The 22,095-nt window shown below is 61.7% G+C and carries 18 protein-coding genes; 4 read left to right on the top strand and 14 right to left on the bottom strand.

All coding sequences use genetic code 11. The features are described 5' to 3' along the window. Positions 1-80 precede the first annotated feature (80 nt). The 3 genes from ESZ00_RS18620 to ESZ00_RS18630 all read right to left on the bottom strand — a co-directional run bounded on the left by ESZ00_RS18620 (position 81) and on the right by ESZ00_RS18630 (position 5,535). Positions 81-3,845, bottom strand: coding sequence for a TonB-dependent receptor (locus ESZ00_RS18620; protein ID WP_129209908.1), 3,765 nt, complete (start codon positions 3,843-3,845; stop codon positions 81-83). Between the two features lie 444 nt (positions 3,846-4,289). Then, the gene (locus tag ESZ00_RS18625) at positions 4,290-5,156 is read right to left on the bottom strand and encodes a Nif3-like dinuclear metal center hexameric protein (protein WP_204520239.1); all 867 of its coding nucleotides are present in this window, start codon (positions 5,154-5,156) and stop codon (positions 4,290-4,292) included. A gap of 91 nt (positions 5,157-5,247) precedes the next feature. After that, entirely contained in the window at positions 5,248-5,535 is a 288-nt protein-coding gene (locus tag ESZ00_RS18630) for a twin-arginine translocation signal domain-containing protein (protein ID WP_129209910.1), read from the bottom strand. Between the two features lie 201 nt (positions 5,536-5,736). Here ESZ00_RS18630 and ESZ00_RS18635 point away from each other — a divergent pair, with 201 nt between their 5' ends. From ESZ00_RS18635 to ESZ00_RS18645, 3 genes are all read left to right on the top strand, one after another. Next, positions 5,737-6,849 carry an arabinan endo-1,5-alpha-L-arabinosidase gene (locus ESZ00_RS18635; RefSeq protein WP_129209911.1) on the top strand — a complete coding sequence of 371 codons (1,113 nt, stop codon included), beginning with the start codon at positions 5,737-5,739 and terminating at the stop codon, positions 6,847-6,849. Between the two features lie 113 nt (positions 6,850-6,962). After that, positions 6,963-7,355, top strand: a complete 393-nt coding sequence (locus ESZ00_RS18640) for a hypothetical protein (protein WP_129209912.1) — start codon at positions 6,963-6,965, stop codon at positions 7,353-7,355. A gap of 170 nt (positions 7,356-7,525) precedes the next feature. Continuing rightward, positions 7,526-8,437 carry a sugar phosphate isomerase/epimerase family protein gene (locus ESZ00_RS18645; RefSeq protein ID WP_229741114.1) on the top strand — a complete coding sequence of 304 codons (912 nt, stop codon included), beginning with the start codon at positions 7,526-7,528 and terminating at the stop codon, positions 8,435-8,437. 204 nt (positions 8,438-8,641) lie between these two features. Here the strand turns inward: ESZ00_RS18645 and msrA are convergent, their stop codons facing one another. From msrA to ESZ00_RS18665, 4 genes are all read right to left on the bottom strand, one after another. Next, positions 8,642-9,112, bottom strand: a complete 471-nt coding sequence (msrA, locus tag ESZ00_RS18650) for a peptide-methionine (S)-S-oxide reductase MsrA (protein WP_129209914.1) — start codon at positions 9,110-9,112, stop codon at positions 8,642-8,644. A gap of 62 nt (positions 9,113-9,174) precedes the next feature. Continuing rightward, complete coding sequence (locus ESZ00_RS18655; RefSeq protein ID WP_129209915.1) at positions 9,175-10,797, bottom strand: pseudouridine synthase; 1,623 nt, start codon at positions 10,795-10,797, stop codon at positions 9,175-9,177. A 2-nt stretch (positions 10,798-10,799) separates the two neighbouring features. Then, entirely contained in the window at positions 10,800-12,143 is a 1,344-nt protein-coding gene (gene scpB / locus ESZ00_RS18660) for an SMC-Scp complex subunit ScpB (protein ID WP_129209916.1), read from the bottom strand. Between the two features lie 426 nt (positions 12,144-12,569). Then, positions 12,570-14,189: an inorganic phosphate transporter gene (locus ESZ00_RS18665; protein WP_129209917.1), complete on the bottom strand. Its 1,620-nt coding sequence runs from the start codon at positions 14,187-14,189 to the stop codon at positions 12,570-12,572. 200 nt (positions 14,190-14,389) lie between these two features. On the opposite strand from ESZ00_RS18665, the gene ESZ00_RS18670 reads away from it, so the two are divergent. Continuing rightward, entirely contained in the window at positions 14,390-14,890 is a 501-nt protein-coding gene (locus ESZ00_RS18670) for a transposase (RefSeq protein WP_129209918.1), read from the top strand. A 650-nt stretch (positions 14,891-15,540) separates the two neighbouring features. On the opposite strand, the gene ESZ00_RS18675 is transcribed toward ESZ00_RS18670, so the two are convergent. The 7 genes from ESZ00_RS18675 to ESZ00_RS18705 all read right to left on the bottom strand — a co-directional run bounded on the left by ESZ00_RS18675 (position 15,541) and on the right by ESZ00_RS18705 (position 21,914). Then, entirely contained in the window at positions 15,541-16,476 is a 936-nt protein-coding gene (locus tag ESZ00_RS18675; RefSeq protein ID WP_129209919.1) for a segregation and condensation protein A, read from the bottom strand. A 4-nt stretch (positions 16,477-16,480) separates the two neighbouring features. Next, positions 16,481-17,542: a tryptophan--tRNA ligase gene (trpS, locus tag ESZ00_RS18680; protein WP_129209920.1), complete on the bottom strand. Its 1,062-nt coding sequence runs from the start codon at positions 17,540-17,542 to the stop codon at positions 16,481-16,483. Between the two features lie 324 nt (positions 17,543-17,866). Then, entirely contained in the window at positions 17,867-18,565 is a 699-nt protein-coding gene (locus ESZ00_RS18685; RefSeq protein WP_129209921.1) for a site-2 protease family protein, read from the bottom strand. Between the two features lie 231 nt (positions 18,566-18,796). After that, positions 18,797-19,651 carry an acyltransferase gene (locus tag ESZ00_RS18690; RefSeq protein ID WP_188590851.1) on the bottom strand — a complete coding sequence of 285 codons (855 nt, stop codon included), beginning with the start codon at positions 19,649-19,651 and terminating at the stop codon, positions 18,797-18,799. Between the two features lie 499 nt (positions 19,652-20,150). Then, positions 20,151-21,230, bottom strand: coding sequence for an anthranilate phosphoribosyltransferase (gene trpD, locus ESZ00_RS18695; protein WP_129209922.1), 1,080 nt, complete (start codon positions 21,228-21,230; stop codon positions 20,151-20,153). 44 nt (positions 21,231-21,274) lie between these two features. Beyond that, entirely contained in the window at positions 21,275-21,670 is a 396-nt protein-coding gene (locus ESZ00_RS18700) for a type II toxin-antitoxin system VapC family toxin (protein ID WP_129209923.1), read from the bottom strand. Beyond that, positions 21,660-21,914 carry an AbrB/MazE/SpoVT family DNA-binding domain-containing protein gene (locus ESZ00_RS18705; protein WP_129209924.1) on the bottom strand — a complete coding sequence of 85 codons (255 nt, stop codon included), beginning with the start codon at positions 21,912-21,914 and terminating at the stop codon, positions 21,660-21,662. Before ESZ00_RS18705 ends, ESZ00_RS18700 begins: the two co-directional genes overlap by 11 nt. Between the last annotated feature and the right edge of the window lie 181 nt (positions 21,915-22,095).

The following is a 22,095-nucleotide window of genomic DNA, read 5'->3' on the forward strand; positions in this document are numbered from 1 at the left end:
GAACCTGCAGGAAGAGTAAAGCGGCGGGCCCTGCGCAGCAAGCCCGCCGCTTCCATGAAAACAGCTGTTTCCAGTGCTTCTTAGAACGTGAGCCTCAGCGAGTACTGAAGATTCCGTCCCTGGTTGAGGTTTTCCGTGCCGGCGGCAGCATATCCGGTCGGAGTCGAAGCGCTGCTGATGACGTTATTGGTGGTGCTGCAGGGTTGTCCGGTAGGACCAGTGTATCCCGAGGGATTCGCCGACGAACCGGGGCTCGCAGCCGTGGCTCCGCCGCAATAGACGCCGCTCGAAGAGGTGAAGGCCGCGGCTTCCAGGTTGCTGCTGTTGAAGTTGGGATGATTGAAGAGATCGAAGAAGTCCATGCTGAACTTGATCCGCAGTTTCTCTTTGATCGTCCAGTTCTTGGCCAGCTGCGCATCCACGTTGGTATTCGGAGCGCCATAGCAGCCGCCGCGTGGCGCAAGGTTCGACGGGAAGCTGCCGATCTGGTAGCCGACCAGCGTAAAGTGGCTCCAGTTCAGCAGGTTCGGACCATTCTTGCCTTCATCGCACGCGGTGGAAGTGACAAGCGGCCGCTGGTTGGAGGTATAGCCCGTGCCCACCAGTGCGGAGAGTGCGCTGCTGTAACCCGGCACGCAGGTACCGGCCAGGCTCTGGTCCGAGTAGTTCCACGGATAGTAGTTGGTGCAGGCTCCAGTCACTCCGTTCGTAAAGACCGAGAACGAGCTGCCCTGCGCCATGGTAAAGATGCTGTTCAGCTCCCATCCGCCCAGCGTCTGCTGCATCAGGTGGTTGTATTGGGTCAGCTTGGGCAGAAAGAGCACCTCATTCGCCACGAAGATATTCGGACGATTGATGTTGGTGTTCCCCTTGTCCAGGCCCGGGTTGTATTGGTCGGTGATGGCCTGCTGGTTCACGCTGCCCGAGGAGTTATCCAGCTCGACGTTGCCGATCGAGTGTCCCCAGGTATAGGCCGCCTGGAAGGTCGACGGCCCCACCTGCGAACGGAACAGCGCCTGCAGCGAGTGGTAGCTCGCATGGCCTCCGCGCGCAAAGCCGCCGATCTCCCCGAAGTTGAAGGCCGGGCGGTACACATCCTGAGCTGAACCGCTGGCAAAGGCAGCATCCAGCCAGTTGTTGTCCGTCACCGCATTGGCATCGCGCATCGAGGTCAGGTGCATACCCGTATTACCCACGTATCCCAGCTGGAACGTGGTGTTGCGGGCAAGGCTCTGCTCAATGCTTAGGTTCCATTGCCAGGAATTCGGGATAAAGCCGCCCGTATCCTTGTTCGCGCTCGGTGATACCGCGGCCGAAGTAATCGGCGTCACCGTATCCATGGAGCGATTGGTATTCACATTCAGGACGAACGGCGCGTTGCGGGCAAGGTTCTCGGCAATGCCCACAATTTCACGCTGGTAGAACTGGCCGGCACCGGCGCGGACCGCCGTCTTGCCGTCGCCGAAGACATCCCAGGCGATACCGACACGCGGCGCCACGCTGTGCATGTTCTGCTGCACCAGGGCGGAGTTCGGTCCCTTGGTACCGCTCGAAAGCGGCAGCGAGACACCGAGCCCGGCCATGAACTTCGCCTGGTTCGCGCACGGAGTCGTACCCGGAACAATCAGGATGCCATTGCAGGCATCGGACGGATTGGCCGTAGCCTCCGAAGCGCTCCAGTTCGCCAGGCTCCAGTTCGCCCACTGATTGGCGTAGTTGCCGCCGCTGTCATAGGCCGCATTCGTGTTGCCGCTGCCGCTGCCGCCAAAAGGCTCGCGATAAATCGACCACCGGAAGCCATAGTTCAATGTGATCCGGCGATTGAGCTTCCATGAATCGCCGAGATACGGCTCGATGTCCCGCCAGTGCACGTCGGCAATGCCATCGATGCTGTTTTCGCTGATATTGCTGAAGACCTGCGCGTTGGTGCCGGTGCCGGGCAGCAGAATCGTCGCCAGCTCGTTGTTGGTGTCATAGCAATAGACCGAATCGGTGATGGTGCAGGTCGTCGGCAGCCCGGGCCGGTCGGCGCCCGCGCCATTGCTCTCCACCTTTTCGCTGAAGCCCAGCAGAATACCGGTCTTGATCACGTGGTTTCCCCACACCTTGGACAGGTTGTCCTGCACGGTGTAGATATCCTCATGGTTGCCATACGGAGCGATGTTCTCAATCGAGGTCTGCCCTTCGCTGTAGCCGGAGCTTCCGCCCACATAGCCGTAAGGACTGAGACTTCCCCCGCCAAAGAACTCATCCTTCTGCTTGATCGACGTGGGGAAGGTAGTCGGATACGCGCTCTGCAACTCAGGAACGATATTGGACTTCGTGCCCTCAAGCGTGGTGATGATGCGGTTCTGGCCGAAGCCGAATTCCACGTCGTTCACCAGCGTGTCGGAGATGGTGGAAGTCAGCTTGGCCATGATGCTGCGCGACGGCTGCTCCCAGGTAGAGTCGACGGTGGGGAAATCCGACTCGCCCCAGAACGGAGAGCCATCATTCGGAGCCGGGTTCACCCAGCTGTCATCGGTCCAGCGCAGCGTGACCACATTCCTCTTGGTGACGTTGTAATCTCCGCGCACATTCCACTCGCGCCAGTTCAAATGGTTATTGATGAGATTGCTGTAGTTGTTGCCCGCGCCGTTCACCGTGCTCGATCCGGTGGGATAGAACTGCGCGATCAGCAGGCCCGCCGCATCCGGGCTCGCAATCTTCAGCGAGTTTCCCGCAGTCTGCGCATAAGTGGGAATCGTCGGAATCTTGGCGCCGCATTGATCCACAGCCACGCCGCTGGACGTACCGGTTTGCGCCGCAGAGAAATCCCCGCCTTCTTCGGCAGCCGTCGGCACGCAGGCTGAGAGTGGAACGCCCTGGATCTCTTTATTCCATTCCTGGTTCCACCAGAAAAAGAGCTTGTCACGAATGATCGGACCGCTGATGTTATAGCCATAATCGTCGCGGCGTTCCTTGGACTTGCCAAGACCGTCATGATTGGCATACCAGTTGTTCGCATCGAGCGCGTCGTTGCGGCCCGAATAGAATGCGCCGGCATGGAACTGGTTCTGGCCGGAGCGGGTCGTGATACTGATGATCGCACCTGCCGCCTGGCCATACTCCGGCCCATAGGAGTTGCGGATCATCTTGAATTCAGCAATGGTATCCACCGAGGGATAGATCAGGATGGTGCGGCCCGAACCGACGTCGTTGTTGTTCACGCCATCGACCAGGAAGAGGTTGTAGTTATAGGGATTGCCGTTGACGGAGAAGTTCACGCCGCCATCCAGGCCCTTGCCCACGAAGTTGGCGCCCTGCGCCGCACTGACACCGGGAGAAAGTTGCGTGAGTCCGACAAAGTTCTCGCCATTCAACGGAAGCTCGCGCACCTGCGTGCCGCCGACCACCTCACCCACAGTCGCCGAAGTGGTTTCCACCTGCACCGCATCGGCCGCGACCGTAACGGTTTCGCTCTGCGAGCCGACCTGCATCAGGGCATTGACCGAGGTGTTCGTCGAGGTATGAACGATCACCCCGGTTTCGACATATTCCTTGAAGTTACCTTGCTTGACATGCACCTCATAGGTGCCGATCGGTAACTGCGGAAAGGTAAATTCGCCCTGCGCGCCCGACTTTTGCTCGGACTTATCTCCCGTGCCTGTATTGACCACCGTGATTGTAGCTCCGGGGATAGCCGCTCCTGTAGCATCCGTGACCGTGCCCACGATGGAGCCGGAGTACTGCTGGGCATGCAGGCCGAGAGGTAAGGCCAGCAATACCGCCAGCAGAGCAAGGACAAAGGTGCAGAAACGGCCTCGTTTCGTGCACACACTGCCCCCTGGGAAGGTGCTGTGCATGGTGCCTCCTTGATGTATGGGAAACTGCTCACTGCTCAGCCCTGGAAGGTCGGAGTGTGCCCTCCGTGATTCCAGCGCCGATAACGATATCAACTCGTACTGAAACGTTTGATCTGAGAGTGACAGCGGAACTGAAACGTTTGATTACTCTTCACAGATTGCGACTGTCAACAGAAATCCTGCACCTATCCCACTTATTCATCCCTAGTAAGCACGGGGCATCCATCATGCGTCTGGAGATGCGCACGTTATCGCTAACTCGCTCTCATCCACTGCCGACTTGAGAAAGTGGAAGACGCGGAAAGAAGCTGCGCGCAGGGATTGCGCGGACGCAGAGTAGCGCTGGGAATTCACAGCGCCAGGCTTGCTGCAATCACCAGGCAGGTGATCAGCAGATCGGAATGAAACGTTTACTAAATAGCCCTAACTTCGGATAACCCGAAGTTACTTCACCGGCGGATACTCCGCATTCCACATCGGCTGTCCTGCCACGATATGGTCCACACGCACGCCCGGAAACAGTGCGCGCAGCTCTTCGGCACACTCTTCCATGCCGGGCTCTTCGGAAACCTCATGCCCCAGCAGGATCAGCGCCTTGTGCCGTCCCTGCGCGGCCGCATCGCGCGCGTATTCCACCGTCTCCCACTGCGAAGCCTCGCCCGCAATCAGTACATCCACATCGTCGCGCCGCAGCGCCAGCACCTGCTTCTGCAAGCCCGAGGCTCCCGGACGGATCGCCACATGCGCGACCGTCAATTTCGGATCGCCGATCACCTGGAGCGTGGCGATATGCAGACGCGTGCGCAGCATGGTCGCCAGCTCTTCGAGCGTCGTGGGAGGAATGGTCAGAAAGAAGGGATCGTTGTTTTTGAAATCGTTCTGCCACCCCAGCGCCTTCACCAGCCCGATCGCAATCGGGTCAGGCTTGGTCGCGTGAATCTCATCATGCAGCCGGTACACCACCAGGTGGTGCTCGCGGATAAAGGCCAGCTTCTCCTCGTACACCGGATCGCCCTGGAAGAAAGAGGTGTCGTCAGGATGGTTGTAGAACGTCGGCTCGTGCGTAATCACGAGATTATCCCCGCGCTTTGCCGCCTCCCGCAGCACATCCATCGTGTCGAGAAAGGTGGTCGCAATCCCTGTCACCGGCGTCGAAGGATCACCGGCCTTCAGCGTATCCACCGTAGTACCTGCAATCGGCCCGCCATAGCGCTGCTGAATTTTGTGGAACGCCTCAGCGGCGGTCATCGTCTGGGCACTGACAGCAAGCGGAGCGGCAAACAACAGGACAGCGGCAACAGAGCGGAGCATGGCATCCATCTTGCACGATCAGGCACAGGCTTGGCCATGCGCCCACGCCCAATGCTCTCCGGATCAGCGCCTCTAAGCACGGGCTTTCCGCTCAATCCTCCCCCTTGAGCTGCTCCTGAATCGCCCGCGCCGCTTTTTCAATCTTCTGTGCCTCGCGCACCAGCGCCAGCGGCAGCGTCTCTGCCGGGTCTGCATCCTCGAGCCGCGCATGGAAGTCGAGCGTGAGTTTGAGCAGCGCATCCGAGTCGCCGCGAAGCTCCTCCCACGCTACCGCTCCGGCATCGATCTCCTGCCCCTGCGCCTGCGGCGCTGCCAGCACGGCGGCAGAAGCCGCAAGTCCCGCAAGAAATGAGCGCCGGGTTGTCGCAATGTTCGCCATTCCCTCCACTCTGGCTGCAGTCTAGGACGGCACAACAGGGACGATCCTCGCCGGCGGCGAGAACGACCCTTGCTCTGCGCAGAAATGGGCTCGCTCCCAGCGCAATCCCGAAAGAGGAATCAACCCGGCTGACAGACATCCCTCCGGCAGGCTATGCTGATGCCGCGAGTAAACGATTTCTCAACACAGGAAGCCTTCCCGATGAAACCCCTCCGCCTCGCCCTCAAAACTCTCGCCGCCACCGCGCTCGCGCTCCTGCCCGCCCTCGGCGCCGCGCAGGCTCCCCAGGCATTTCCGCTCTCCGGCGATTACTGGGGCACCCACGACCCCTCCATCATGAAAGCCCCCAATAGCCAGGGCAAAGACACCTGGTACGTCTTCGCCACCGGCAAGGCCTTCGGCGGAGGCCAGTTCCAGATTCGCTGCTCAAACGATCTCCACGCCTGGAAACTCTGCGGCCATGTCTTCGATCAGATCCCCGAATGGATTCGTAAGGACAGTCCCGGCACCGAGGAACTCTGGGCTCCGGATATCTCCTTCCACCATGGCGAGTACCAGCTCTATTACGCCTATTCGCTCTTCGGAAAGAACCTCTCCGGCATCGCGCTGGCAACCAACAAGACGCTCGACCCCGCCAGCCCCGACTACAAGTGGGAAGACCACGGCCTGGTGCTGCGCTCGGTCAAGGGTGATGACTTCAACGCCATCGACCCCAATTTCATCGTCGATGCGCATGGCAACTCGTGGCTCGCCTTCGGCAGCTTCTGGAACGGCATCAAGATGCGCCGTATCGACAACAAAACCGGCCTGCTCTCGAAGACCGACACCCGCCTCTACGCGCTGGCCACGCGCGCCAAACCCGCAGATGCAGTCGCAGCCGAGAAGCGCGTGCATGTCAACGGCGTCACCGACGATCTCCCTCCGGACTGGGAGGCCATCGAAGCGCCCTTCGTCGTCCATCACGGCGGCTACTACTACCTCTTCGTCTCGTGGGATCTCTGCTGCCGTGGCACGAAGAGCACCTATCACACCATGGTGGGGCGCTCGCGCTCGGTCACTGGCCCGTATGTCGACAAGACCGGCAAGCCGATGATGGAAGGCGGCGGCTCGGAGCTGCTCAACGCCAACGCACGCTGGCTCGGCCCCGGCGGCGCATCGCTGCTGATGTCCGGCGGCGACGGCATTATCGTCTTCCACGCCTACGACGCGAAAACCGGCAAGCCCGCGCTCCAGGTCTCGACGCTGACCTGGCAGGACGACTGGCCGCATGCCGCTCTGGGTGACTCCGAGGCAGCTCCGCCCGCGCATGAATAAGGCGTGACATCCGTCAAAATGCACTGTTGCGAATTTGACAACTATTGGACGGCAACTTAACGACAGCCTCGGGGGCGCATCGCTAATGTTCTCTCTCGTAAGGAGAAAACACCATGCGCCTCTCGATTCGCACCCTCGTTCTGACCTCAGCAGTTCTCAGTGCCACCGCAGCCTTTGCGGCTGATCGGGCGGTGGTAAATGTTCCCTTCAACTTCGAGTCCCACGGCATTGCCTACTCCGCTGGCCGCTATGAGGCCACCACAGGCTTGAACAAGGGAATCATCACCCTGCGCAACACGCAGGACCCCCGCCAGAGCTTCACCTGGGTCACCTCTCCGGCCGATGCAACGGCCATCTCCGCCCCCATGCGGATCAGCTTCGATGAACTGGGATCGACGCACGAGCTGCGCACCATCCAGCTCGGTTCCCGGATCACACCAAGACTGGACGTTCACTCACGCCACCACGATGCGGGCAGCTTTGTCGTGGCCATGAACGGCCAGTAATACAGCAACACGCGTCAAGGCCTGCGCGGGACGCTCCGGCGCAGGCCTCTTTTTTTGTCCACACTTTTTACTAAGAACCCTTCCTGCTGCCCGTACAGGCGATGCAGTAGACTCGGTTGGGCGTTCGGGCAGCATCTCCGCCGACGCCGACTCCCGACCGGAGCATGCTCTTGCCATCCACCACCCGGCGAGCTTTTCTCTCTGCTTCCGCAGCCTGCGTCCTCGGCGCATCGACTCCCTGCTCCTTTTCTCTTCCCGTCGGCATCCCCCTGGGACTTCAACTCTACAGCTGCCGCGTGGCGCTGGCCCGCGATTACGCCGGCACACTGCAGCAGGTTTCGGCCGCAGGCTACCGCGAGGTGGAGGCAGCAGGCTTCTTCGGCCACACTGCCGGCGAGGTCAAAACCATGATGGCTTCGGCAGGTCTGCGCTGCATCGGCGGCCACTACCCGCTGGTCGACCTGCTCAAGGCACCTGACGAGACGATTGCCTTCGCCAAAGAGGCTGGCCTCTCCTGCCTCATCTGCGCCTCCCCCTCCACGCCCGACCCCGCGCGCCCGGCAGCCTATCCCGGCGGAGCATGGCAATACCTGCTTCACCAGATGACCGCCGACGACTGGAAGTGGAATGCCGAGCAGTTCAACCGGCTGGGCGAGAAGGTAAAGGCGGCAGGCCTGCGCTTCGGCTATCACAACCACACACCGGAGTTCCGCGATCTGGGCGGAGGGCAAAAGGGATACGACATCCTCCTGGCAAACACGGAACCATCGCTTGTGACCTTTGAGCTCGATTGCGGCTGGGCAGCCGCCTCCGGGCAGGATGCGGCTGCCATTCTCCGCCGCTATAGCCACCGCATCTCGCTGCTGCACCTCAAGGATCTGAAGCCGGCCCCCGCAGGCACCGAGCCCAGCTCACGCCACTCGACCATCCTCGGCCAGGGAGTCGTGGATTACGCGCCGATTCTCGCCGCCGCAAAGGCCGCGAACATCCGCCAGGCGTTCATCGAGCAGGAAGAGTTCGACGGTCCGGTCTTCGAGGCTCTGAAGGAAGACCTCGTCAACGCCCGGAAGATGATGGCATAGATATTTTCACCGGCCATCGGGCGCACCAGCACGAAAAGGGGTGCCCCAATCCAGGCTCCGCGTGGGCGGGAAGACAAAAACGCCCGGATAGAAGCACAGACAGCAAGGCCGCTGCTGAAAAGCAGCGGCCCTGCCAGATATGAGCATGCCCGCTCGCGACCAGCGGGAGCGGGTGCCGAAGGCGAAACGCCTGGACGGCCAGTCCTAGATGTGGCAGCTCGCCGCGCCGCGCTTTTCCAGATACTTCTGGTGATATTCCTCGGCCTTCCAGAAGGTTTCGGCCGGAACCACCTGGGTCACGATCGGTTTGGGGAACTTCTTCGCTTCCGTCAGCCGCGCGATCGTCGCCTGCGCCGCCGCTTCCTGCTCCGGTGAGTGGAAGAAGACCACCGTGCGATACTGCGTGCCGTAATCCGGACCCTGGTAATTGAGCTGCGTCGGGTCATGCAGCTCGAAGAACAGGTCGAGCAGCGTCTGGTAGCTCACCTTCGTCTCGTCAAACTCGATCTCCACCACTTCGGCGTGCCCGGTGCGATCCGTGCACACATCCTTGTACGTCGGATTTTCGAGCGAGCCCCCTTCATAGCCGACGGCGGTCGAAATCACGCCGGGAACCTGCTGAAAACGCAGCTCTACGCCCCAGAAGCAGCCTGCGCCAAATGTTGCCTTTGCCATGTGTAATCTACCCCTCTCTCTAGCCGATTCGATGCACCAGCAATGCCGAACGATCTTTGCGGCTACTGCCCACGCCGCGGTGGACGCCCGGAACCGGAACGACCCGAGCCTGGACGGCCTGAGTTCGAACGGCCAGAACCCGAACGGCCCGTGGAAGGCGGCCTGTTAGAAGACGGACGGCCTGTGCCGGAACCGCCGCTGCGCCCGGCACCCGGACGACCTGTACCCGGACGGCTCGAAGACGGCCTGCCCGAGCCGGGACGATCACCAGAACGGCCCGTCGGGCGGCCGGAAGACGAACGGCCTGCCGGACGCTCGGAGCCAAAGCGATCAGAGCCAGGTCTTTCCGAACCGGCTCTTTCCGAACCGGACCGGTCAAAACCGGAGCGGCCGGAAGCAGGCCTGCCCGATCCCGCTCTCTTCGCCCCCTGAACAAAGCCTTCTCCGGAATCCTCGCCCGAACGGCTGAAGCCGCTGCGGCCGGAAGGCCGCTTCGTGGCTCCGAAGCCTTCTGCATTGGATTTTCCATAACCGGACCTGCCGGAAGACGGTCGGCCAGCGCCTGCACCAGAACCTGTGCGGCTGAAGCTGCTCTTGCCTGAACCGGCCCGGCTCGCCCCCGTCCTGCCCGATCCCGTCCTGCCCGCTCCGGCCTTACCCTTGCCCGGCGCACCCTTCGATGGCGCAGACTTCCGGCGTACCGGCGAGCTGGGACGGCCATCCGGTCCACGGCGAACCCCGCCACGGGGACGATTTTCCCGCTCGTCTTCAGCGCGAATCTCTTCCACGGTCAGGCCGAAGGCTGCGGCCTTGGCCTTGCGCGCCGCTTCCCGCTCCTCGAACCGCGCCTTGGCCTCGGCAGCCGCGATGCGCTCGGCTTCGCGGGCCTTGGCCTTGGCTTTCGCCCGTGCCGGACCGGTGCGCACGGCCTTGCGCAGCGCCTCGACTTCATCCTCGGTCAGCTCGCGGAACTCCCCCGGCTCCAGATCCAGCACCAGCGGTCCATAGCCCACGCGTCGAATCTTTTCCACGTGATGCCCGATCTCCTCGAACATCTTGCGGATCTCGCGGTTGCGGCCTTCGATCAGGACCATCTCGTACCAGGGATTGTCGCCGTCGCGATAGAGCCGGATCTCGGCCGGAGCGGTCATCACACGCCCCTCGCGCGAGCCCACGCGGCCCTTTTCAATCATGACCCCGGCGCGCAGCTCGTCGAGCCCGCTCGCATCCGGCTTGCCCGCAACCTTCACCAGGTAAGTTTTTTCTACATGCGAGGCCGCGCGTGTCAGCGCATTCGCCAGCTCACCGTCATTGGTCAACAGCTGCAGGCCTTCGCTGTTGTAATCCAGGCGCCCGACCGGGAAGACACGTTCGCCTGTCCGCCGCCCGTGCTGGATCAGATCGATGATCGTCGGCCGGTTCTCCGGATCGCTCACCGTGGTCACATAGCCGCGCGGCTTGTTCACCATGTAATAGCGCGCCCGCTCGCCGCCCTGCAGCAGCTTGCCGTCCACGCGGATGTGATCCTTTGCCGGATCGGCCTTGGTACCGGGCTCTGTCACCACCTGGCCATTGATCTGCACGCGACCCTCGGCAATCAGCTCCTCGGCCTTGCGCCGTGAGCAGATACCCGCCGCAGCGATGATCTTCTGCAGCCGTTCCAGATTCGGGTTCTGCTCGCTCATCTTTATTCTTCTTTCTGCATTTCTGCCTGGGTTTCTGCTGCCTTCACGCCTTCGGGAAGCTCTTCGACATGCTCATGGGCAGCCTCTTCGGCATCTTCCTGCGATTCTTCTTCAGCCGGCTCCGTTTCCACCTGCCCGAGCTGCGCGGTGACGCTGGGAAGGTCGGCCTCGGCCTCCTCATGCTCCGTCACCACAATCGGCTTGGCGGCATGCGTCGGAATCGTTCCCTCGGTCGCCGCGGTCTTCTCGGAATGGCCTGCGGCTTCTTCCGGCCGCACCTCGGCCTCGGCCACCGGCTCCGTCTCCACCTCAGCCTCGACGGCCTGAATCTCGACAGCTTCGCCCTCTACCGGCTCGACGGCCGCCTCTTCCGAGTCTTCGCCGTCGGCAGCCTCGAAGGGCAGCGGCTCGTTCTCTGCCAGAGGCTCCTCGGCCTCGGCCAGTTCGCCGGCCATCTTCTCGAACTCCTCGAGCGACGGCAGCTCGTTCAGGTCCTTGAGCCCGAAGCGGAGCAGGAACTCCTTCGTCGTCTTATAGAGGATGGGGCGGCCGATCACCTGCTTGCGTCCGGCCGTTGTGATCAGCTTGCGCGTCACCAGCGAGCCCAGTACGCCGCCCGAATCCACGCCGCGGATCTCCGCGACCTCGGGCGCCGTCACCGGCTGTTTGTAGGCAATCACCGCCAGCGTCTCGAGCGCCTGCAGCGACAGCTTGAGCGGCGGTTTCAGGCTCTTCACAAACGAGCGCACCGCGTCGTGATATTCCGCCTTGGTCGAAACCCGGTAACCACCGGCGATCTCGCGAATCTCCATGCCCCGTGCATCGTTGGCATACTCGGCGATCAGCTCGGCCAGGATCAGGCGAATCTCTTCGCGCAGCTCACGCTCGCGCTGGCGGGCCAGGCGACGCTCTTCTTCCGGCGTGAGCGCCGCAGGCGCAGCCTCTTCCGATACCGCCGCTTCGGCCTGATCGGCATCCGCAATCGGCTCTTCCGCCGATGCCTCCGCAGCAGCGCTCTCCGGTTCTTCCGCTACCGGCTCTTCCGACTCTGCCGGGGCATCTTCTCCCGCAGGCTCGCTCTCTTCTTCAGCGGCATCGGCTTCCGGCAGCGCCTCGCTCTCGACCTCACCTGCAACTTCTGCCGGTTCGTCTCCATCCGCGGCATTGCCGGAGGGTTCCGCCGCGTCCTCAGCGGATTCGGCAGAGGCTTTGGCTTCGGCTTCAGCGCGCAGGCGAGCATCACGATGCTCGGCGGCCTCGATGGGGAAAATGGCCGCCAGCTGAGCCAGGGTCACCGGCTCCTCGGCCGCATAGATAACAGCTTCAATCTTGGCTTTGAGACTCATGCGTAGAAAGGGCGCGCCCGCAAAGGCGCTTCTCCGATAGTAGAGCCTGTTATGCCTTTTGTCGTGGGCGGCGCTGGCGACCCATTTTTTCGAGGTCGAGGAGCGAAGCCGGGACGGGTATCGGGAATACCCCAGCGGCGAGTGACGAAGAGATCGGAAAAATGGGGCCCAGCCCTCCGGGTTGCGGGAAAAATCGGCCCATCCTCCGTTCTCGTCCTCGATGGTGGAACCCGCACAATCTTCGTCCTCCGCCTCGTCTCCCACCCCGGTCTGGGCCGATTTTTCCTCGCAACGACGCCTGCGACAAAAGGCAGAACAGACTCTCGAGAACCCCCGGCCATCCGTCAGGCGCGGGCGTTTCCCAAAATAAAGACGGCCGGCAGAAGTACCCTTCTACCGGCCGTCTTTACGACTGACTGCTGACTGCTATACGAACTGGCGCATCACCCAGAAGATGCCGCCGGCGAGAATCGCCGCTGCAGGCAGGGTGAAGATCCAGGCCAGGGCGATGTTCCGCAGCGTCGACCACTGCAGGCCGCTGCCATTGGCCAGCATCGTGCCGGCCACGCCCGATGACAGCACATGCGTCGTCGAAACCGGCAGGTGATACTGGTCGGCGGCAATGATGGTCACCGCGGCAACAATCTCGGCCGAGGCACCCTGCGCGTAGGTCAGGTGCGTCTTGCCGATCTTTTCGCCCACCGTGACCACGATGCGCTTCCAGCCCACCATCGTGCCCATGCCCAGGGCCAGCGCCACGGCCACCTTCACCCAGCTCGGAATGAACTTGGTCGAGAGGTCGAGGTGCTTCTTGTAGTTGGCCAGCACCGCATTCTCGGGCGAGGTGAGCTGAGGATTGTTGGACTTCGCCATCAGACGCAGCGCCTCGCTCTCGACATACATATCGTTGCGGACGTTCTGCTGCTGGTTGGCCGGAACGCTGGCCAGGCTCTTGTAGTTGAGAACCTCATCCTTGATCTCGACCGCCAGCTGCCGCGCTGCCAGCATGGTGTTCGGAGTGAAGTTCTTGGTCCGGATGTAGTCGGTCAGGTCGCTGCGGGGATCGCCCATGACCGCATCCTGCGAGACATGGCTGGAGAGCACCTGCGCCGCCTGCTGCGAGACCGCCGCGAAATCCTGCACCTGGTTGTAGCCGATCGCGTGATTGAGCGCGTAAGCCGTGGGCACCGTGCCGATCAGGATCAGCATGATGAGGCCCATGCCCTTCTGGCCGTCGTTCGAACCGTGGCCGAAGCTCACGCCCGTGCAGGTCAGGATCAGCAGGCCGCGAATCCAGAACGGAGGCGGCTGGTCGCCCTTGGGCGACTCGTACAGTTCGGGCTTCTTCACCAGGAACTTGATGATGAGCAGGAGCAGGGCCGCGCAGCCGAAGCCGACCAGCGGCGAAACCAGCAGCGCGCGGAAGACGCCGGCCGCCTGCGCCCAGTCCACACCGCTCGTGCCGTTGCGTCCGCCCATCCACTGGTTGGCCAGGCCCACGCCGATGATCGAACCGATCAGCGTATGCGAGCTCGAGGCCGGCAGCCCCAGCCACCAGGTGCTCAGGTTCCACAGGATCGCCGAGATCAGCAGCGCGAACACCATGGCAAAACCCGCACCGTGACCCACCTGCAAAATCAGCTCCACCGGCAGCAGCGAAAGAATCGTAAACGCCACCGCGCCCGAAGACGTCAGCACGCCGATCAGGTTCCACATACCGGACCAGACCACGGCAATGTGCGGCTCGAGCGAATGCGTATAGATGACCGTGGCCACCGCGTTCGCCGTGTCATGGAAGCCGTTGACGAACTCGAAGCCCAGCGCGATCAACAGCGCAATGCCCAGCAGCACATACGGCCACGCCGAAGCCATGTGCGTGGTCGAAAGATCGCTGGCCAGGTGCGCGATCGCATATCCGAAACCACCCACGAGAACGAGGCCAAAGAGAAGAGCGCCGATCATGCCCGGCGACTTGTTGAGCTTGTTATGTATCGACGACTGTTCCGTCGCGTTCGAAGCGATGGCGACGCTGTTGCTCTGATCCATGGATCTTGGCTCCTGAAATATCCGCGGGGGACGGAGGAAGGCTCGTGGAGCAACGTATCAGGCGCAATAGACGTTCCGGATGAAAAACGAACTGTCATATATGAAAATTCAATGAACTCTGTCGGCTGCAGCTCAAACCAACTGCACTGCTTTCAGTGCAATACGCCGGTTTAACCTCTATCGAACCGGTAAAATAGCGTATGCCCAAGCCCCAGAAGATCGTTCGCGGCAAAGGTGAGCTCCACCTTGTCTCCTGCAACTGCTTTTTACGCGAGCCGAAGCTCGGCCAGGAAAAGCACCGCGACCTTTTCTGCCAGCTCCTCGAGCAGCTCCGGCACAAGTTTCGCTTCCGCGTCCTTGGCTACGTGGTGATGCCCACCGGCTTCCACCTGCTGCTGTCGCAGCCGGAGATGGAGACGGTGGAAGAGACCATCGCCACCCTGCGCCAGCGCTACCAGCGCCGCTACAACAACTCGGCCCGCCTGGACGACCCGGCCTGGGACAAGACCATCACGACCAAGCACATCGTCCACGCCGACCAGATCGTGAGCGCCATCCGCTTCATGAACGAAGCCCCGGTCAAGGCCAGCCTCGTAGAAACCGAAACCGACTGGGAGTGGTCCAGCGCAAGAAGCTACGCCGGCCTGCCCGAAGGCGTGGTGACGGTGGACGTGTACGAGGCAGCGAAGACCTCCGCGTAACTTTCGTCTTCCATTGTTGCAGAGATGTCATCCCGACCGGAGCGAGCCGAAGGCGAGCGCAGCGGAGGGACCTGCGGTTCTCTCTGCACCACGAAAATCATGGTGCCCCGTCCAGGCTTCGCCTGGCTAGGAAGCGATAAACTCACCCCTGCGTTCTTTGCGCTCTTTGCGTCTTGGCGCTGAAAAAGGGACATTGGCGCAGCACGGATCCCTCTGTGCTCTCTGCGTCCTCTGTGGTGAAATCGCGGTCTCGGATCAGCCAGGATTCAAGCTACTCCAAGTCAGCAGGATGGATGCCGGTGAGCTCCAGCTTAGGCGGCTCAAACTCGAAGTCGCCGCACGGCAAAGAGTCCATAACATCGAAAAGACTCTTCGATGCTTCCTCGACCGATATATGAGAGTCATCGATGTTCAAGAAGGGTCTCTCCGGTTATCCGCTTCTGCTCTTTCACCCACGCAAGATCGGCGGCGGTTGCGTCAGCGAAAACACGCTCAGGCATGCCAGGCAATCTCACCGGGAAGAAAAACGATCCGGGGCCGAAGCCGTCGAGGAAGCCTTTCGCAAATGAGTTGCTGGAAGATGCCATGGCGTAATCCCTGATTGGATGAGACGCCGCTCCTCAGCGCAACGCAACGGACGAAAGTGCCTGCTAATTCCAGTCGTCCCGAACCTGGCTCAAGCGTTCGTTGATGACCTCTTCGAACTGCTCGGCCTTCTTGATATAGATGTCTTGGAAATTGCCGTCCTGCCGCAGCAGGATGGCCTGCAGGCGCACCAGCTCGAGGATGGCCAGGAACATCGTCACCAGGCCGCGCTCGGAGCGCGTGTTCTGGAGCATCTTCCGGAGTGAAACAGGCTTGTCCTCCATCACCAGGCGGCGCCGCATGTAGTCGATCATCTGGCCGACCGTGATGGGGTCCTCTTCCAGGTTCAGGATCGGGCGGTTCTTTGCCCGCTCGAGAATCTCGCGGAAGACGCGCACCAGGTCAACCGTGTCGGCGGCGATCTCCTGCTCGGTCCCCTCGGCGTTGCGAAACTCGCGCAGGTTGGGCTTGGTCCATGTCGCGGCCTCGACCTGCTGCTTCTCGTAGAGCATCTGCGCGGCATTCTTGAAGCGCTCGTGCTCGAGCAGCCGCTCGACCAGCTCGCGGCGTGGGTCTTCGGCCTCACCCTCGGCGCCTTCCACCGGAGAGCGCGGCAGCAGCATGCGGCTCTTGATCTGGATGAGCAGCGCAGCCGTGTAGATAAACTCGCCCGCCGTGTCGATATCGGTCTGCTTCAGCCTTTCGACGTAAGCCAGGTACTGCGCCGTGATCTTGGCGATCGGAATATCCCAGATATCGATGTCCTGCTTGCGGATCAGGTCCAGCAGCAGGTCGAGCGGCCCATCGTAGACCTTGCCCACGGTGACCGAGAAGGGGAAGATCGACTCCTCCTCCTTCTTGCTCTTCTTGTCTGTTTTTTGAGCTACAGGCTTGGCAGCTTCCGCGCTGGCCGGTGCTGCCTTTTCAGGTTCGAGCGCAGCAGGCACAGCCGCCTGCTCTTCTGTCACCGTCTCGGTTACGATCTTCTGCTCTTCGCTCATGCGTTTACTCGCCGAGTCCCATGGCTGTTTTCACTTCGCGCATGGTGATCGCGGCGCGTGCCGCGGCCTTCTCGTTGCCTGTGGTGATGATCTCCTCCACCAGCGCCGGGTTCGCCTCGTAATAGGCGCGGCGCTCCTGGATCGGCCTCAGCTCGGCTACCACGGCATCGGCCAGCCAGCCCTTGCACTCGATGCAGCCAATGGAGGCCGTCGTGCAGCCTTCGCGCGCCTTCTCCTGCGTCTCCGCAGACGAGAACACCTTGTGCAGGTCGAAGACCGGGCAGACTTCCGGATTGCCCACGTCGGTGCGGCGGATGCGCGCCGGGTCGGTCACCATACCCTTGATCTTCTTGCGGATCTCCGGCTCCGGATCGCTGAGCCCGAGGGTATTGCCATAGCTCTTCGACATCTTGCGGCCGTCGAGACCAGGCAGCTTCGGCGAAGGCGTCAGCAGCACCTTCGGCTCAGGCAGGATCGGCACCTCGGGGTTCGTCTTCGACGGGTAGAACTGGTTGAAGCGCCGTGCCACTTCGCGCGTCAGCTCCACATGCGCCACCTGGTCCTGGCCGACGGGAACGAAATCCGGCTGGTACAGAAGAATATCGGCCGACTGCAGCAGCGGATAGCCGAGAAACCCGTAGGTCGCAAGATCCTTTTCCTTAAGCTGTTCCTGCTGATCCTTATACGTAGGCACGCGCTCCAGCCAGCCCAGCGGGGTAATCATGCTGAAGGCCAGATGCAGCTCGGCGTGCGCCGGCACACGGCTCTGGATAAACAGCGTGGACTTCTCGGGATCGAGCCCCGCTGCAAGGAAATCCAGCACCACATCCTGGATGTTGTCCTTGATCTTCGAGGGGTCGGCGTAGTCGGTCGTCAGCGCATGCCAGTCGGCGACAAAAAAGTAGCACTCGTACTCGTGCTGCAGCCGCACCCAGTTGTAGAGGGCGCCCATGTAATTGCCGAGATGCAGTTTGCCGGTGGGACGCATGCCGCTCAGCACGCGCTTGCGCAGTTCAGAAGAAGTGTTCGACACCCGTATTCCTTGCCAGAAAATGACTCCCACCATTGTACTGCTGGGACTGGCCGTCCAGGCCTTTCGCCTTCGGCCTCCGCGCCCTCTGGTCGCAAGCCGGGATTGTTCTCTTCACGCAGAAGAAGAACCAGGGTGCCCACTCAGGCTTCCTTTGCTTGGATAGGGTACAAAGATTTCACTCCATGAGGACATAGAGGGTTCCGTGCCGCTTCGGGCATCCCTTTTTGCGCGCCAAGACACGAAGAGCGCAAAGCTCCGCAAAGAAACTCTGGAGGAGAGATAGGTTCCCCACACAAGCCAACACCGGGTTTGTATGGGGAACCCGGAGTTTTCACCCGGCGCGCAGCAGGCCAGTCCTTATACGGACAGCAGGATTGCGTTGACCATCGCCAGCGCCGGCGCCACGAAGAAGTTCACCACCGGGGAGCCGATAATCAGCATCAGCAGCAGGCTGATCATGCCCATCGAATCGTAGACCCGTACCGCTTTGTAGGGCAGAAAGTTGCGCACGATGTGCGAACCGTCGAGCGGCGGCAGCGGCAACAGGTTGAAGACCGCGAGAAACAGGTTCAGCACCACCGTCAGGTAGAAGATAATCGCCATCGGAAATACGGCGGACGCCATCATCTCCGGATCGATCGCACCGACGATGACCGAATGGACAGCCATCATCCCCGCCGGACTCGCCTTGGTCAGGATGACCAGCGCGATGAGTGCCAGCAGCGCGGCCAGCAGATTGCTGCACGGCCCGGCCAGCGTCACCAGCGTGTCATCGCGGCGGATGTTCTTGAAGTTCCGCGTCGTTACCGGCGTCGGCTTCGCCCAGCCGATGAGGAAGCGCCCGTAACTGCCGAGGAAGAGCATGGCCAGCGGCAGCAGCACCGTTCCGATCGGATCGATGTGCTTCACCGGGTTCAGCGTGACCCGCCCCATCATCCGCGCCGTCTGGTCGCCCAGCCGCGAAGCCATCCACGCGTGCGCGGCCTCGTGCAGGCTCAGCGAGAAAACGAGAATTACGAATTCGAAGATTTTGAGGAGGATTTCCTGCTGACTCATGCGTAGTTATGAGGATACCAGCGGCGCTGGCCGTGCAGCCTTGCGCCTTCGGCACCCCGCTCCCGCCGGTCGCGAGAGTGAACTTAGTCCACTGGACTTAGTTCACATGGCGGGTGCCCCACGTCTCGATTCTGAGACGTGGGAGAGCACGAACCCATGAGCATAGCCCTGAGCCTCTCCCTGAGCCTCTGTCTCCAGGGTTTTCTACACCCTATCTCCCCTGCTTTTCCGCTATTCACAGAGCGGCTTCACCACCGGCGGCGGAGCCTTGATGTCGCTGCGATCCTCGAACTGCGTCGCCTGATCCTTGGTCTTGAGCTGCTTGGCCGGCACACCGCCCGCAATCACGTGGTCGCCAATCTCTCGCGTGGCCACCCCATGAGCGCCGAGCATGGCGTTCTCGCCCACCCGCACGCCAGCCATCACTGCCGAGTGATAGGTCAGCCGCGCGCCAGGACCGATCTCCGTCTTCCGGTTCTCGACAATGCTCGAATCCACCGGGTCGTGCGCGTGCGAGTAGACCGCCGCGTAGTCGGAGATCGACGTTCCCTTTTTAATGACAATCTCGCCGCGGTCGTCGAGCATGACGTACTTGTGGATCACGCAGTCATCCTCGATGGTGAGGTTGTAGCCGTAGCTGAACTCGACCCCGTGGAAGATCTTCACGTTCTTCCCGATGTGCTTGAAGATGTGCTTGCCCAGCATGGCGCGGAAGCGGAAGCCCAGCCAGTGGTTATAGGAGACCGGGGACTGGTCGAAGAGGTGCCAGAACCAGATCAGCGGCTTGATGCAGGCATATTTTTCAGCATCGATATCGCCGTAATACTCCGGCTCAAGCGTCACGTTGGCCGGATCGAGCGAAAGCTCCAGCACGTTGAAGGGCAGCTCGCTGGTCAGCGTGAAATTCAGCTTGCCGCCATGCGGGCGCCCCAGCAGCAACTGGTGGAGGTTGTCGCGGACCAGTTCGGACCGCAGCGCCGGCTTCTTGTGCCGGGTGAACGACTCGTCCAGGTACTCGATCCAGCGGAGATAAACTTCCTTGGCTTCCCGTGAGGGCTCGAGGTCGCGGTATTCGTAACGGGGCATGGCTATCCTTGCTGATCTTCTTGCAGACTTGGGTCATGCTACGCCCATGCGCGGACGCGGCTCATAAACTCCACCCATTCTGATGCTTATCGACGCAGGAAGTCGCCTGTAAGACGCTGCGGCCGCGCGGGCGAGGTCCGGGCCATCCAGGCACTCCACCCTCGGCTGCTGCACGCAGGGCGATCCGCCTTCAGCCTCCGCTCCCGCTGGTCGCGGGACTGGGTTCCAGGTCGCATCCACATAGAGCGATAGTAAAAGGCTGTCATTTCGACCGGAGCAGGACCGTTTTGTGGTCCTGCGGAGTGGAGAAACCTGCGGTTCTGCTGCGCGCAGGGCGAATGTGCCTTCGGCCTCCGCTTCCGTTGGTCGCGAGTTGGAGTGTTGCGGGCTAAACAGAACCGCAGGTCCCTCCACTTCGCTCGCCTTTGGCTCGCTCCGGTCGGGATGACAACAATAAGTGTAAGTTCTTATTTTCAGACCAGCTCTACGGGGATACGGCCTAGTTCCTCTCAGCCGTCTCTGCCGCAAATGCGCGCAGCTTCTTGACCACCGCCGACGCTTCGCCGGAGTCGATCGCCTCGGCGGCACGCTGCAGTCCTTCGCGGAAATCCGTCGCCACACCGGCGGCCACCAGCGCCGCGGCGGCGTTCAGCACCACAATCTGCCGTTTCGGCCCCGGCTCTCCGGCAAAAATCTGCTCCAGGACCTGCGCATTTTCCACTGCCGTCTCGTACGCCGCCAGATCGGCCAGGGAGGCGCGCTCGAGACCGAAATCCTCCGGCTGCACGTGATAGAGGCGAACTGAACCCGCGTTCGCGTCCGGACGTCCCGGCATATGCGCGACCTCGGCCATGCTCGTCTCGCCTGTAATGGTGATCTCGTCGATGCCGTCGCTGCCATGAGCCACGAAGGCGTGGCTCACGCCGAGGCGGGCCATGGCCTCGGCTACCGTCGGCACCATGCGCGCACTGGCTACGCCCATCACCTGGGCCCTGGCTCCGGCGGGGTTGGTCAGCGGGCCAGCCTGGTTAAAAATGGTGCGAAAACCAAGGCTGCGGCGGATGGTCATCATGCGCTTCATCGCGGGATGAAAGGCCGGCGCCAGCAGGAACATGAAGCCGGTCTCGCGCAGGCACTCGGCGGCCCGCTCCGGGGTGAGCGCCAGAGGAAGACCCAACGCCTCGACCACGTCCGCCGAGCCGCACTTCGAGGTCACCGCCCGGTTGCCGTGCTTGGCCACCTTCGCACCCGCGGCCACGGCCACCAGCGCCGCGCAGGTGGAGATATTGAAGGTGCCGCGCCCGGTGCCGCCGGTGCCGCAGGTATCCACCAGCGACGAGCGCTCTGCATCCGTCAGCGGTATCGGCGTAGCCCGGGCACGCATCGCCTCGGCAAAGCCGGTCAGCTCATCGGCCGTCTCTCCGCGGACGGAAAGCGCCGTGAGCAGCGCGGCGATCTCCATATCCTCCTGGCCCGGCTCGCTTTCCAGAATCTCGGTGAGAAACCGCCGTGCCTCGTCCCGTCCCAGGGTCGCACCCTGCTCTACCACCAGCCTCAGAACCTGCTTTAACCCAGCCATAACGCTCAGTTTACCGTCTGGGCGCTGCCAAGAAAGAGCCGAGGCTACTCGGCCAGCATTGCGGGGAGTTTCATCGCCTTGAGCCTCGCCACGGCCTGGAGGTCGAAGGAGACGAAGGTCGCGCCCCTCTGGTAGCCAAGATCGGCGATGGCGCCGTCGGCGAAATCGCCTCCGGCCTTGAGCATCTCGATGCCGCTCTGCACCGCTCGCTCGTCCATGACCACGCCACGGGTGTGCAGCAGCGTCTCGAAAAAGGCGATCAGAACATGACGAGGGAGCTTGTACCCCTTGGATACGACCCACGCCACCTCGCAAAGGGCCGGAACCGTCATGAAAATCTCTTCGGCATCCTTCATCAGCCTCAGGGAGATTTCCTCCTGAGCGGGGTCGTCCTGAAGGAAAAGCCTGAGGAGGACATTCGTGTCGGCGTTAATCTTCAAGTTCGCCGGCCCACCCCTTCTCGATCACCTCATTGATCTCTTCGAGCGTGAGGTGAATCCCATTCGGCTTCAAAAATCCGGCGAGATCTTCGATCGAATACTTTTTTTCGATGGGCTGCAAGACAACCACATCGCCCGCCCGCAGATCCACTTCCAACTTGTCACCGGGCTTTACGCCCAGGTGCTCGAGAAGCTCCTTCTTGAGCGTGATCTGCCCCTTCGCGGTCACCGTAAGCTGAGCCATGGCGCGCCTCCAGTAAGGCAATTTTACCTTATTTTGAGCATTTACCTACCCGAAAGACACCGACTACTCCGGTCCGATACACTGGAGGGTCTTCGGACAATCGGATTTTGCAACTGCGCAACCCGGCGATGCCGTGTTGGCAACATTCTGCGGACGGTCGCCGGGATCGCCGTTTCACTCA

This window comes from Silvibacterium dinghuense (genome assembly GCF_004123295.1).
Lineage (GTDB): Bacteria > Acidobacteriota > Terriglobia > Terriglobales > Acidobacteriaceae > Silvibacterium > Silvibacterium dinghuense.